The following is a 12,731-nucleotide window of genomic DNA, read 5'->3' on the forward strand; positions in this document are numbered from 1 at the left end:
GCGTCCCGGCCGGTGGTCGGCGATCACTATAGAGGCGTCTGGACGAGCCCGGTCCGGTTTCGGATCTGACCGTAACTATTCGGCCACGGAACGAATATGAGCAACCATCACATCTCTGTGACGAGCTGACGTACTGGCCGGGAACCGCTTGACGGAACGGTGCGCGTGCACGAGTCTTTCCGCTTCCGCGATCAAGGACCGAAGGCGCTTCGGGGACGGGAGTACGACGATGACGGGCCCGGTACTCGCCGTCGACCAGGGCACTTCCGGGACCAAGGCGCTCGTCGTCTGCCCCGAGCGGGGCGTCATCGGCTCCGGTTCCGCGCCCGTGCGCCCGCGTTATCTGCCGGGCGGTCTGGTCGAGGTCACGCCTGCCGACCTGTACGACTCCGTCGTCACCGCGGGCCGGGCGGCACTGGCCGAGGCGGGCACTCCGGTCTCGGCGGTCGGCCTGGCGAATCAGGGCGAGACCGTGCTGGCCTGGGACCCGGCGACAGGTGAGCCGCTCACCGACGCGCTCGTCTGGCAGGACCGCAGGGCCGAGAGCCTGTGCGGGGAACTCGCCGCCCACGCCGACGCGTTGAGGCAGTGGACCGGTCTGCCGCTGGACCCCTATTTCGCCGCGCCCAAGATGGCCTGGATCCGTCGCCGGCTCACCGGGGAAGGGGTCGTCACGACGAGCGACGCCTGGCTGGTGCACCGGCTCACGGGCGAGTTCATCACGGACGCCGCGACCGCCGGGCGCACCGGCCTGCTCGATCTGGACACCGTGTCCTGGTCCGCGGAGGCCCTCGACGTCTATGGTCTCGGCGGCGAGCGCCTGCCCCGTGTGGTCGACGCCGACACCCGGGTGGGCGTCACCACCGCGTTCGGGCCACCGCTGCCGCTGACCGGGCTCCTGGTGGACCAGCAGGCGGCGCTCCTCGCCCAGAGCGTCACCGAGCCGGGGGCGGCCAAGTGCACCTACGGGACAGGGGCGTTCCTGCTCGCGCAGACCGGGCCGGCCCCGCGCCGCGGCGACTCCGGGCTCGTGAGCTGTGTGGCCTGGCGGCTCGCCGGACGGACCAGCTACTGCCTCGACGGCCAGGTGTACACGGCCGCGTCCGCCGTGCGCTGGCTGACCGACCTCGGGGTGCTGTCGGGCGCCGGGGACCTCGACGCGGTGGGCGGCGCGGTGCCGGACTCCGGCGGAGTCACCTTCGTACCGGCCCTGGCCGGGCTCGCCGCCCCGTGGTGGCGCGGCGACGTGCGCGGTTCCCTGCACGGCCTCGGCCTGGACACCACGGGCGGGCACCTGGTCCGGGCGCTCTGCGAGGGGATCGCCGCCCAGGTCGTGGAGCTGGCAGGCGCGGCCGCCGCCGACCTCGGCACCCCTTTGACGACGCTGCGTGTGGACGGCGGCCTGACCCGCTCGGCCCTGCTGATGCAGACGCAGGCCGATCTGCTCCAGCTCCCCGTCGAGGTCTCCGCGTTGCCGGACGCGACGGCGCTGGGGGTCGGCGCGGTGGCCCGGCTCGGTCTCGACTCCTCCCTCACCGTCCGCGAGGCCGTTCCGGAGTGGAAGCCGTCGGCCGTGTACGAGCCCGCCGTCAGCGGCGCCGAAGCGGCGGAACGCCTGGACCGGTTCCGTTCCGCCGTGGCGGCGCTCCTCGACGGTTCCTCCGAAGCGTCCCGCCCGTGACGGCGGATCGGCGCGTCGGCGTCGTCACCCGTAGGGGAGCGCTGCCGGACACCTCGGCGCCGGGCGCGGAGTACGACGTCGCGGTGGTCGGCGCCGGGGTGGTCGGCTGCGCGATCGCCCGCGAACTCGCGCGCCGCCCGCTGCGGGTGGCGCTCGTCGAGGCGTCCGGCGATGTCGGCGAGGGCACCTCGAAGGCCAACACGGCGATCCTGCACACCGGTTTCGACGCCGTCCCGGGCTCCCTGGAGGCCCGGCTCGTACGGGACGGGCAGCGCCTGCTCGCCGATCACGCGCGGGAGACGGGCATCCCCGTCGAGCCGGTCGGCGCGCTGCTCGTCGCCTGGGACGAGGAGCAGCTGGCCGCGCTCCCCCGTCTCGCGGACAAGGCGGTGCGCAACGGCCATCGCACCACCCGGATCCTGGGCGCCGGGGAGCTGCGCGCGCGGGAGCCGCAGCTGGGGCCCGGAGCGCGCGGTGCGCTGGACGTACCGGGTGAGTCGATCATCTGCCCCTGGACGACCACGCTCTCGTACGCCACCCAGGCGGTTCGCTCGGGGGTCGACCTGCATCTCGGCTGCCGCGTGGAGAAGGCGGTTCCCGGCGAGCCGCACCGGCTGGTCACACCGCGCGGCGTCCTGCGCGCGCGGTACGTCGTCAACGCCTGCGGGCTGTACGCGGACCGGTTCGACGCGCTGTTCGGCCGACGGGACTTCACGGTGACACCGCGCCGCGGCCAGCTGATCGTCTTCGACACGTTCGCGCGCTCCCTGATCCGGCACATCCTCCTGCCCGTGCCCAGCGCGCTCGGCAAGGGCGTCCTGGTCGCGCCGACGGTGTACGGGAACGTGCTGCTCGGCCCGACGGCCGAGGACCTGGACGACAGGTCGGCCACCGGGTCGACGGCCGACGGCCTGGCCGCGCTGCGCGCGCAGGGCCGCCGGATCCTGCCCGCGCTCCTCGACGAGGAGGTCACGGCCGTCTACGCGGGACTGCGGGCGGCGACCGAGTACGACGACTACCGGATCAGCGCGCGGTCCGCCGGGAAGTACGTCACGGTGGGGGGCATCCGGTCCACCGGCCTGACCGCGTCGATGGCGATCGCCGCGCACGTGGTGGACCTGCTCGCGGACAGCGGGCTGGCCCTGGGGGCGGAGCGTCCGCTCGCCCCGGTACGGATGCCGAACCTGGGCGAGGCGTTCCCTCGCCCGTACCGGGACGCCGGACTCATCGCCCGGGATCCGGAGTTCGGCTCGATCGTCTGCCACTGCGAGCGGGTCACGCGGGGCGAGATCCGGGACGCGCTCGCCTCGACGATCCCGCCGGCTTCGCTCGACGGACTGCGGCGCCGCACACGGGCGCGCGCGGGCCGGTGCCAGGGGTTCTTCTGCGGGGCCACGGTCCGGGCGATGTTCGAGGAGGCGAAGCAGTCATGACCGGAGCGGTGAACCGTACGGTGGACGTGCTCGTCGTCGGCGCCGGGCCCGCCGGGCTCGCGGCGGCCGCCCGGCTCGCCACGACCGCGGCGGGCCGCTACCGGATCGAGGTCCTGGAACGGGAGCGGGAGGCCGGTGGCGTACCCCGCCACTGTGCCCACGGCGGTTTCGGCTCGATCGGCGCGATTGGCTCGGTCGGCTCGGTCGGCTCCGGCCGCACCATGGACGGGCCGGGGTTCGCGCGCCGGACGGCGCGGGCTGCGGTGGTGGCCGGGGCCACGGTCCGTACCGGGGTCTCCGTGACCGGCTGGGCGGGTCCCCTCACCCTGGACGTGACGGCACCGACCGGGCTCGAGAGGGTCACGGCGCGGGCGGTGGTCCTGGCGACCGGTGCGCGTGAACGGCCGCGCGGCGCGCGCCTGGTGCCGGGGACGCGGCCGGCCGGGGTGCTGACCACCGGCGAACTGCAGCAGTCCGTGCATCTGTACGGAGTGCGGGCCGATCGGCTCGGGCGGCGGGCCGTCGTCGTCGGCGCCGAACCGGTGGCCCACCACGCGGTGCGGGCGCTGCGCCGGGGCGGGGCGGAGGTGGTGGCCATGGTCACCGAGCAGCCGTACGCGCCACGACCGTACGCCGCCGCGCCTCCCCCTCCGCTGCTGAGGGGCACGGTGGTGACGGAGCTGCTGGGCCGGGGACGCCTCACCGGTGTCCGCCTGAGCCGCCCCGACGGTCGCGATGTCACGATCCGCTGCGACACGGTCGTCTTCACCGGGGAGTGGATCCCCGACAACGAACTGGCCCGCGCGAGGGAGGTGCCGCTGGATCCCGGTACGCGCGGGCCCGCGGTGGACGGCTTCTTCCGTACCGCTTCGGCGGGTGTCTTCGCGGCGGGCAACGTGCTGCGCGGGGTGGAGTCGGCGGCCGCCGCGGCGGCCGAGGGGCGGGGAGCGGCGGACGCGGTGCTGCGCCATCTGTCGGGCGAGCCGTGGCCCGTCGGAGGTGTGCCGGTGGCGCCGGATCCGCCCCTGGCCTGGGTGGCGCCGAACCGGATCACGACGGGAGCGGCCGCACGCCCGTTTCTGCTGCGGGTGAGGGAGCCGCTGGTGCGTCCGGTCGTGGAGGTCGCGCAGGACGGCCGGATCCTGTGCAGGAAAAGGCTTCTGGGCACGGCGTGGCCGCACCGGTCCGTGCGGCTCGCGGGTGCGTGGGCGTGCGAGGTGGACCCGGCGGGCGGTGCCGTGACCGTGCGGATCGCCGCGTAGGCGCCACTGGCCTGGGCCATTGGCAGGGGTCCCGCACTGTTGACCGGGGTCCCGTCCCGCCCCATGCTCGTGGTCATGCTCATGACGGGGAGCGGGCGGAGAACCCTCCGCCCGCTCCCCGTCCGCCGTCTTCTTCCGCCGTCTTCTTCCGCCGTCTTCTTGCCACACACGGAGGTGTCATGGTCCGGCGCTTGGTCAGATCCCTGCTCGCCACGGTCCTGGTGGTGGTCGCCGCCCTCGCGGGCACGGTCGCCACATCCGGCACCGCGCACGCCGACGAGTGCTACACCTGGGGCCGCACCCTGTCCTCGGGCATGTCCGGCGCGGACGTGACCCAACTGCAGATCCGGGTCGCCGGGTATCCCGGCTACGGCGCGGTGCTGACGGTCGACGGGGACTACGGCCCCGCCACCAAGGCCGCGGTGACCCGCTTCCAGCAGGCGTACGGACTGGCCGCCGACGGCGTCGCCGGCCCCGCGACCTTCTCGAAGCTGTACGCCCTCCAGGACGCCGACTGCACGCCGGTCCACTTCACCTACGCCGAGCTCAACAAGTGCAACAGCGACTACTCGGGCGGGGCGGTCAGCGCGGCCACCGCCAGGTCGAACGCCCTGCGCGCGATGTGGAAGCTGGAGGCGATGCGCCACGCGCTGGGTGACGTCCCGATCTCGGTGAGCAGCGGTTTCCGCTCGTACGCCTGCAACTCGGCGGTCGGCGGGGCGTCGGACAGCCGGCACCTCTACGGCGACGGGATCGATCTGACGGGGTCGCCCTCGCTCTGCACGCTGGCCAAGCAGGCGCGCTACCACGGCTTCAACGGGATCCTCGGCCCCGGCTACCCGGGCCACGGCGACCACGCCCACGTGGACACCCGTGCCTCCCGCTACTGGTCGGCGAGCAGCTGCGGCATCTGACCCGGTCCGCCACACTGGACGCCATGTCGGACAAGCGCAGTGCCGGGCTTCTCCTCTTCCGCCGGACGGCGGACGGTGGCTTCGAGGTGCTCATCGGTCATATGGGCGGTCCCTTCTGGTCCTCGAAGGACGTCTCCGCCTGGTCGATCCCCAAGGGCGAGTACGGGCCCGAGGAGACGCCGGAGGCCGCCGCCCGCCGTGAGTTCGAGGAGGAGCTCGGCCTGCCGGCGCCGGACGGCGAGCGGATCGCGCTCGGCGAGGCGCGGCAGGCGAACGGAAAGACCGTCACCGTCTGGGCGATCGAGGCGGATCTGGACCCGACCCTGGTCGTGCCGGGCACGTTCACCATGGAGTGGCCGCGCGGTTCGGGCGTCCGGCGGGAGTTCCCGGAGATCGACCGGGTCGGCTGGTTCCCGCCCGAGGCGGCCGCTCCGCTCCTCGTCGCGGGCCAGCGGGTCTTCCTCGACCGGCTCGCCACGGCGGTGGACGGGAACGGGCGGCGCGACATCTGACCGGCGGGTCCTGGACGCTACGACGGGACGGCGGCGGCGTGCGGTTCGTCGGTCACCGGCCGCGGCAGGGGTTCGCTGAGCTGTTCGCGCAGGTAGTTCCAGACCACCGCGATCAGCGCGGCCACGGGTACGGCGAGCAGGCTGCCCACGATGCCGGCCAGGCTGCCGCCCAGCGTCACCGCCAGCAGGACCACCGCGGCGTGCAGGCCGAGCCCGCGGCTCTGGATCATGGGCTGGAACACGTTGCCCTCCAGCTGCTGCACGACCACGATGATCGCCAGCACGATCAGGGCATCGGTCGGGCCGTTGGACACCAGCGCGATGAGCACCGCGACCAGGCCGGCGAACAGGGCTCCCACGATCGGCACGAACGCGGAGACGAAGGTCAGCACCGCCAGCGGGAGGACCAGGGGCACCCCCAGAATCCACAGTCCGAGGCCGATGAAGACGGCGTCGAGCAGGCCGACGAGAGCCTGGGAGCGCACGAACGTGCCCAGGGTGTCCCAGCCGCGCTCGGCGACGACCGGGACGTCGGTGGCGAGCCGGCCGGGGAGCTGTCGGGTGAGCCACGGCAGGAACCGCGGACCGTCCTTGAGGAAGAAGAACATCAGGAAGAGCGCCAGGACGGCGGTGACGATGCCGTTGAACACGGTGCCGACTCCGGTGGCGACGGCGGTGACCATGCTGCCGACGCTGTCCTGGACGCGGGTCATCGCGGTGTCGAGAGCGCCTGAGATCTGGTCGTCGCCGATGTTCAGCGGCGGCCCGGCGGCCCACTCCCGAAGCCTCTGGATGCCTTGGACCACGCCGTCGGCCAGTTCGCCGGACTGGGAGGCCACCGGCACCGCGATCAGCGCGACGATGCCCGTGACGAGCAGGAGGAACAGCACGGTCACGGCGCCCGCGGCGAGGGCGGGAGGCCAGCCGTGCCGGCGCAGGAACCGGGTCAGCGGCCAGGTGAGGGTGGTGAGGAACAGGCCCACTATGAGCGGCCAGACGACCGGCCACATCCGGCCCACGATCCACAGACTCACGGCAGCCATCACGAGGACCAGCAGCGACTCCCCGGAGACACGTGCCGCGGTACGCAGCGCGGCGGCCGTTTTCGTGGAACTCAACGTCACAGACATGGGATCACCCTATGGGGGCCCGATGGCGGCGGTGCCGCCGGTGGTCGCATGCCCGCACCGGCGACACCGCCGACCCGTCAGCGGCGCTCGGGCAGGTCCTCCTCCGCGGGGAGCGTCGAGAAGCCGCGCGCCGAGGGCGAGGACGCCGAGGAAGTCGCCGGGGCCGGCTTCTTGCCGCAGAACGCGGCCTCCAGCGTGCCGCCGAGCGCGGTGTTGGCCGCGCCCCGGTTGGAGGTGTTGGCCATCGCGGCGAGGCTGCGGCGGCCGTCCCGGGTGGCGAAGGCATAGGTGTAGTAACCCTGGACGGTGCCGGTGTGCCCATAGACCTGAGTGCCGCAGGACAGGTCGTAGCGGCGCAGCCCCAGCCCGTAGAACCGGGTGTTGGTCGTGTCCGTCGGGGTGACGGTGGTCATGGCGTCGAGCATGCGGGGCGACAGCAGCCGGCCCCGCATCAGCGCGGTCGTGAAGGTGTTCAGGTCGGCGGGGCTGGAGATGACGGCCCCGGCCGACTGCGCCCAGGACACGGTCTGTTCCGTGGAGTCGACGAGCGGGGCACCGGCCTCGTCCGGGTGCAGATAACCGCGCGCGTGCGGTCCCTCGATCCGGGTGTCGGGGTGGACGTAGGAGGTGTTGCGCAGCCCCAGGGGCTTGATGATGCGGCGCTCGTACGCCTTGGCCACCGGCCGGCCGGTGGCCTTCTCGATGAGCATGCCGACCACGACGAAGTTCGTGTTCGAGTACTTGTACGCGGCTCCGGGCTCCGTGGTGCGCGGTTCGCCGAGGGAGAGGTCCACCAACTCCTGGTAGCCGAACACACGGTTGCGTACGGCCTCGAAGCCGGGCACGGTCTTCTCGAACATCGCATTGGTGTAGTCGGCCAAGCCGCTGCGATGGGTCAGCAGATGACGCACCGTGATCCGGTCGTCGGGCAGGAGACCCGGCAGGTAGGCGTTCACCGGAGCGTCGAGCTCCAGCTTGCCCTCCTCCACCAGTTGCAGCAGGACGACGGAGGAGAAGGTCTTGCTGACGCTGCCGATCCGGAAGCGTGCCCGGGTGTCCATGGGCGCGCCCGACTCCCGGTCGCGGACTCCGAGGGCGCGCGTCTGGACACCACCGGGGCCGGTGTAGCGGGCCATCGCGCCCGGGGCGCCGTTGGCCATGGCGGCGTTCAGCGCGCCGACCACGCCCTCCATGTCGGGGGCGGGAGCGGTGGGGACCGCGGGGGCGGCGGGCGTGAGGGGCGCGGCGGACGCGGTGGCGGGGGCGATGCCGGCGGCGAGCGCGGCGATCAGCGTGGCGCTCACGGTCAGGCGGCGGTGTGACGACAGGGGCACGTTACTTCCTCGACTCGGTGGGTACGGGCACGAACTGCAGTCGGCCGTAGGGCTTCAGGAGGCCGGCGGTGTGCGCCGTCTCCCGGTCCCATGGGTCATGAGTGCCAACGTCACCGAAAGGTTCCTGACACGGGGCGCGGGTTCCCGGACAGGGGCGGACATGCCGAGGGAGGCCGTCCAGAGCCTCATTGTCAGACCCGTACGAGAGGGTGGAAGACGCCAACCTGTCGAGAGGGAGCCCGACATGACCACGATCACCGCCCGTGAGCGCGCCGCTGCCCAGGCGTACCTTCGCCTTCTGGAGTCCACCCAGGCCGTGCTGACCGATCCGCACCTCGTTCCCTACGCGGCGGCGATGCTCACGCACCCCATGGCGGAGGCCGACGAGGCCCTGCGGGCCGCGGGCTTCTCGGGCAACGAGGCGCATCTGCTGCACGTCGTCTCGGCGCTGCGCGCCTCCCCCGCGGGCGACCGCGGCCGGGCGGGGTGAGCGGTCATCTCCTGGCGCGACGCCGCTGCGCGGCGACACGTTCCCGGGAGGCGCAGGCGGCGGAGCAGTACCCCTGGGCGCTGCCGGGACCGGCGCCCAGGTAGAGCGTGGAGCAGCGGGCGGCGGCGCAGACGCCCCAGGTGATCCGGCCGTGGTCGGCGAGGAGCTGGGCGAGGACGAGGGCGCTGGACGCGAGGAACCAGTCGGCCCAGCCGGTGTCCTCGCCCCGGTCGACGTGCAGGTGCCAGGGACGCGCCCGCCGCCCTGTTGCTCCTGGCCGCCGCGGTGACCCAGATCGTCGCAGCCGCGCTCCACCACGTTCCTCCGGCGCGCTCGGGGTGCCGATCGTGTGTCCGCGACTCACCCGACGGGGTCCGGTGCGGGCTGACGCGGGCGGCGGCCGAGCAGTTCGGCGAGGCCGCGGCGCGTGGCGGCGATGACGACCCGGTCCCCGGCGCCCAGGACACGGTCCGGCTCCAGCTGCCAGACGAGCCCCGCCCCATGGCGGCCGAGGGGCGCCGAACCCGTGGCCAGGGCGATCACCCGCCAGGCTCCCGGCTGGAACGCCTGCGCCACCGTCCGGCCCTCGAGCAGAGGGTTGTCCGCGGCCTCCACGGCCGCGAACAGCAGCACGCGGCGCTCCACCGGGATGGCGCCCAGGATCTGGCGGCCCATCATCGCGCCCGCGAACGCGGGCGCGGCCAGGTGGGAGACGCTGCGGCTGCGCGTGAGGGCGTCGGGATGCGCGACACGCAGGGTGCGGTAGACGGCGGTGGCGAAGTCGTCGTCGTACAGCCGCAGCGCGACCCGGAGATCGGCCTTGACGGCACGGGCGGAGAGCGCGGCCTCCAGGTTGGTGATGTCGATGCTGGTCAGGGCGAGCAGGGCGTGGGCCCGGTGGATACGGGCGGCCTCCAGGACGCCCTCCTCGGTGACGTCCCCGATGACGGTGGGCACGCGCAGCCGGCGCGCCAGCGCGATACCGCGCGCCTCCGGGTCGGACTCGACGCACACCACGGGGATGTTCAGCCTGCGCAACCGCGCCAGGACACGCGTGCCGACCTTGCCGAGGCCGAGGAGCACCACGTGTCCCGACAGGCCGCGCGGCGGGCGGCGCAGCGAGGTCGCGGTCCGGAAGGTGCCCAGGGCCTCCAGGATGCCCGCGATCAGGACGGGCATCAGCAGGAGGCCGACGAAGCCGGCGAGGATCTGCAGCACCTGACGGCTGGTCGTCTCCCCGACGGCCGGGTCCCCGATCGCGAAGAGATCGAGCAGCGTGAGGTACGCGGCGTGCAGCGGGTGGTCGCCGGTGGTGAGCCAGGAGGCGAGGGCGATCGCCCCGACCGCGGCCGCCACGCCCGCGAGCGACCAGCGCAGGCGGCGGGAGAAGAGCGAGCCGACGGGCAGAGCGGAGGCGCCGAACCGTTTGGAGGACAGGGTCGGACCCGCGTACGTGATCGCTTCGAGCGCGACCGTGCCCCGGCCGGGAGCGGCCGCGACCGCCCGGTCGTCGGGCAACAGCAGCGGGCCCTGGTCGCCGCTGCTCTCCGAGCCCTCGCAGCCGGCCGGGTCGTTGGTGGTCGCCGACAGCAGGGCGAGCGTGCACAGCCCCGGGTCGGCGACCTCGCCGCGCGCGGGCGGAGTCCGCTCGACGGCGTGCAGGAGCAGACCACCGGCCTGCACGACCTTGCTCGTGCCGGCGACGGCGGTGGCCGCCAGGGCGGGGGCCGCGGTGTCCGCGTCGGAGAGCACGGTCGTCGAGGCGTCGAGGAGCTTGGGGTCGAGACAGGGTTCGGCGACGGCGGCGGCCTGGTCCAGGAGCGTCTCCAGGTGCTGGCCGAGCTTGCGGTTGTAGAGCCGGATGACCAGGCGGAGCCGGGGGTTGAGGCGGCGGGCGGCGAGCGCCGCGCGGATGTTCGTCTCGTCGTCGTCGTGGACCAGGGCGAGGGCGGCGGCCTGCTCCACCCCCGCGTCGAGCAGCACCGCGTCATCGACCTCGTCCGTCTCGACCACGCGGACGGATCGCCCGGCGGGCGCACCCCGTTGTTCCCCGACGGCCGTACGCGTCACGGCGGCGGTCACCCGCCCGAAGAGCGCGACGGCGCGGCCCGGGCGACCCGCGGGCTGCTGCGGGGTGTCCGTCCGTGCCGGTACGAGCAGGGTGACCCGCTCCCCGTAGACCTCGTGCAGCTCACCCGCGAGCCGGTGGGCGAGCACGTCGTCCCCCCAGACGATCATGTGGCCGAGAGGGGCGGGCCGGTCCGGCCGCTCGGCCCGGAACAGGGGCGCGCCGAACGGCGCGCCCTGCGGGTCGCCGGCGGACGGACGCACCGCGGGGTCCGGCGTAACGCGTGTACGGGGCTGCGGAGATGAGGACACGTCACCAGGATGCCCTGCCCCACCGACAGCCCGGTCACCGGTCGCCGTTCACCCGTTCGCGGGACTCGGAGGGCGAGGCGGAATCCATGGGGCGACCGTTCGGAGCCCTGGCCGCGCACCGCCCGTCCGCCACTCGCCGTACGCCGGTCGGCGCACTTCGATCTGCGGGCGCCGTCCCCGCTTCCTACGGTGGCTGAATGATCGTCACGTCAGCTGTCCGTCACGCTGCCGCCGGTACCGCGGCGCTGCTGCTCGTGCTGCCCGTCCCGGCGGCCACGGCATCCTCCGTCACCGAACCCACGCCTCCCGCCGCCCGCTTCATCGACCCCGCCCGGCTCCACCGCTCGGGGACCCAGGTCCAGCCGCTGTCCGGCGGGCCGGACGCGCCTTCCTCCGTCTCGGCGCTGTCGTGGCTGGTGGCGGACGCCTCGACCGGCGAGGTCCTGGCGGCGCGCGACGCCCACCGACGGCTGCCGCCCGCCAGCACGCTCAAGGCGCTGTTCGCCGTGACCGCGCTGCCCCACATCGATCAGGAGCAGCGGCACACCGTCACCGAGTCGGAGCTGAAGGGAATCGGCACCGGCAGCAGCCTGGTGGGCGTCCGGGCCGGCTACACGTACAAGGTGTCGGATCTGTGGAACGGGGTCTTCCTCAGCTCGGGCAACGACGCCGTCCGGGTGCTCGCGGCGATGAACGGGGGCTGGGAGTCCATGGCCCGTCAGATGCAGGCGAAGGCCCGTGCGCTGGGGGCGCGCGACACCCGGGTGGTGTCGCCGGACGGGTACGACGCGCCGGGGCAGGTGTCGTCGGCGTACGATCTGGCGCTCTTCGGCCGGGCGGGCCTGCAGGACCCCGCGTTCACCCGGTACTGCTCCACGCCGTACGCCGATTTCCCGGCCGGGGGCTGGTCGTACGGCATCCGCAACACCAACAGGCTGCTGACCGGGGCGAACGGCGTGGCCCGCTACCCGGGGCTCATCGGGGTCAAGAACGGCTACACGAGCGGCGCGGGGAACACGCTGATCGCGGCGGCCCGACGGGGTCCGCGGACGCTGGTGGTGTCGGTGATGAACCCGCAGTCGGGCGGCGGGCTCGCGGTGTACGAGGAGGCGCGCACACTCCTCGACTGGGGGTTCGACGCGGCGGGCTGGGTCCAGCCGGTGGGCTCCCTCGGACCGGTACGGGACAGGGCGAAGGAATCGAAGGAGTCGGTGAAACAGGCGGCGAAGGAGCGGACCGGGCGCGAGACCGTACCGCAGGCGGGCTCGGAGGCAAGGAAGGAAGGAGGCGGGAAGACGGAGAAGGACGTGGCGGGGAAGGCGGTGGCGGGCCAGGCGGCGAAGGGGCCGGTGGCGCCGTCGGCGGACGGCGCCGCGCTGGCCGCCCCTGAGCAGCCGGCGAAGCCCGGGACGACCGTCTCCCGCGACGCCGTCCCCCCTCGGCCTTGGGCGGGCCTGCCCCTGGCCTTGGTGGGGTCCTCCCTGGGCGCCGCGCTCTCCCTGTGGATGTGGCGCCGCCGCCCGACCCGGGGGAGCGACGAGGGCGTGTGATGCCCTTCGTCCGGTGCTCACCGCGCTTCGTGAGCACCGGACGAAG

The 12,731-nt window shown here is 73.8% G+C and carries 11 protein-coding genes; 7 read left to right on the forward strand and 4 right to left on the reverse strand.

The window, feature by feature from the left end; all coding sequences use genetic code 11:
- Nucleotides 1-229: 229 nt before the first annotated feature.
- The 5 genes from ACFYV5_RS10370 to ACFYV5_RS10390 all read left to right on the forward strand — a co-directional run bounded on the left by ACFYV5_RS10370 (nt 230) and on the right by ACFYV5_RS10390 (nt 5,802).
- A complete protein-coding gene (locus tag ACFYV5_RS10370) occupies nt 230-1,681 on the forward strand; it encodes an FGGY family carbohydrate kinase (protein ID WP_389166718.1) in 1,452 nt (483 codons plus the stop codon).
- Complete coding sequence (locus tag ACFYV5_RS10375; protein ID WP_389166719.1) at nt 1,678-3,114, forward strand: FAD-dependent oxidoreductase; 1,437 nt, start codon at nt 1,678-1,680, stop codon at nt 3,112-3,114. The genes ACFYV5_RS10370 and ACFYV5_RS10375 overlap by 4 nt, the downstream gene beginning before the upstream one ends.
- Nucleotides 3,111-4,376, forward strand: a complete 1,266-nt coding sequence (locus ACFYV5_RS10380; RefSeq protein WP_389166722.1) for an FAD-dependent oxidoreductase — start codon at nt 3,111-3,113, stop codon at nt 4,374-4,376. Before ACFYV5_RS10375 ends, ACFYV5_RS10380 begins: the two co-directional genes overlap by 4 nt.
- A gap of 179 nt (nt 4,377-4,555) precedes the next feature.
- A complete protein-coding gene (locus tag ACFYV5_RS10385; RefSeq protein ID WP_389166725.1) occupies nt 4,556-5,290 on the forward strand; it encodes a D-Ala-D-Ala carboxypeptidase family metallohydrolase in 735 nt (244 codons plus the stop codon).
- A 23-nt stretch (nt 5,291-5,313) separates the two neighbouring features.
- Complete coding sequence (locus ACFYV5_RS10390; protein ID WP_355114427.1) at nt 5,314-5,802, forward strand: NUDIX domain-containing protein; 489 nt, start codon at nt 5,314-5,316, stop codon at nt 5,800-5,802.
- A gap of 17 nt (nt 5,803-5,819) precedes the next feature.
- On the opposite strand, the gene ACFYV5_RS10395 is transcribed toward ACFYV5_RS10390, so the two are convergent.
- Both ACFYV5_RS10395 and ACFYV5_RS10400 read right to left on the reverse strand, forming a co-directional pair.
- Nucleotides 5,820-6,932 (reverse strand): AI-2E family transporter, encoded by a 1,113-nt coding sequence (locus ACFYV5_RS10395; protein ID WP_389166729.1) that lies wholly within the window; start codon nt 6,930-6,932, stop codon nt 5,820-5,822.
- 77 nt (nt 6,933-7,009) lie between these two features.
- Complete coding sequence (locus ACFYV5_RS10400; protein ID WP_355114423.1) at nt 7,010-8,266, reverse strand: serine hydrolase domain-containing protein; 1,257 nt, start codon at nt 8,264-8,266, stop codon at nt 7,010-7,012.
- 244 nt (nt 8,267-8,510) lie between these two features.
- On the opposite strand from ACFYV5_RS10400, the gene ACFYV5_RS10405 reads away from it, so the two are divergent.
- Complete coding sequence (locus ACFYV5_RS10405; RefSeq protein WP_389166733.1) at nt 8,511-8,756, forward strand: hypothetical protein; 246 nt, start codon at nt 8,511-8,513, stop codon at nt 8,754-8,756.
- Nucleotides 8,757-8,760: 4 nt separating this feature from the next.
- On the opposite strand, the gene ACFYV5_RS10410 is transcribed toward ACFYV5_RS10405, so the two are convergent.
- Together ACFYV5_RS10410 and ACFYV5_RS10415 are read right to left on the reverse strand one after the other, a co-directional pair.
- A complete protein-coding gene (locus ACFYV5_RS10410) occupies nt 8,761-9,120 on the reverse strand; it encodes a CGNR zinc finger domain-containing protein (protein WP_389166736.1) in 360 nt (119 codons plus the stop codon).
- Nucleotides 9,117-10,994 (reverse strand): NAD-binding protein, encoded by a 1,878-nt coding sequence (locus ACFYV5_RS10415; protein ID WP_389167809.1) that lies wholly within the window; start codon nt 10,992-10,994, stop codon nt 9,117-9,119. Before ACFYV5_RS10415 ends, ACFYV5_RS10410 begins: the two co-directional genes overlap by 4 nt.
- A gap of 338 nt (nt 10,995-11,332) precedes the next feature.
- Between ACFYV5_RS10415 and ACFYV5_RS10420 the strand changes: the two genes are divergently transcribed.
- A complete protein-coding gene (locus ACFYV5_RS10420) occupies nt 11,333-12,685 on the forward strand; it encodes a D-alanyl-D-alanine carboxypeptidase family protein (RefSeq protein WP_389166739.1) in 1,353 nt (450 codons plus the stop codon).
- Nucleotides 12,686-12,731 lie beyond the last annotated feature (46 nt).

Origin of the sequence: Streptomyces sp. NPDC003035 (assembly GCF_042888285.1) — a bacterium.
GTDB lineage: Bacteria > Actinomycetota > Actinomycetes > Streptomycetales > Streptomycetaceae > Streptomyces.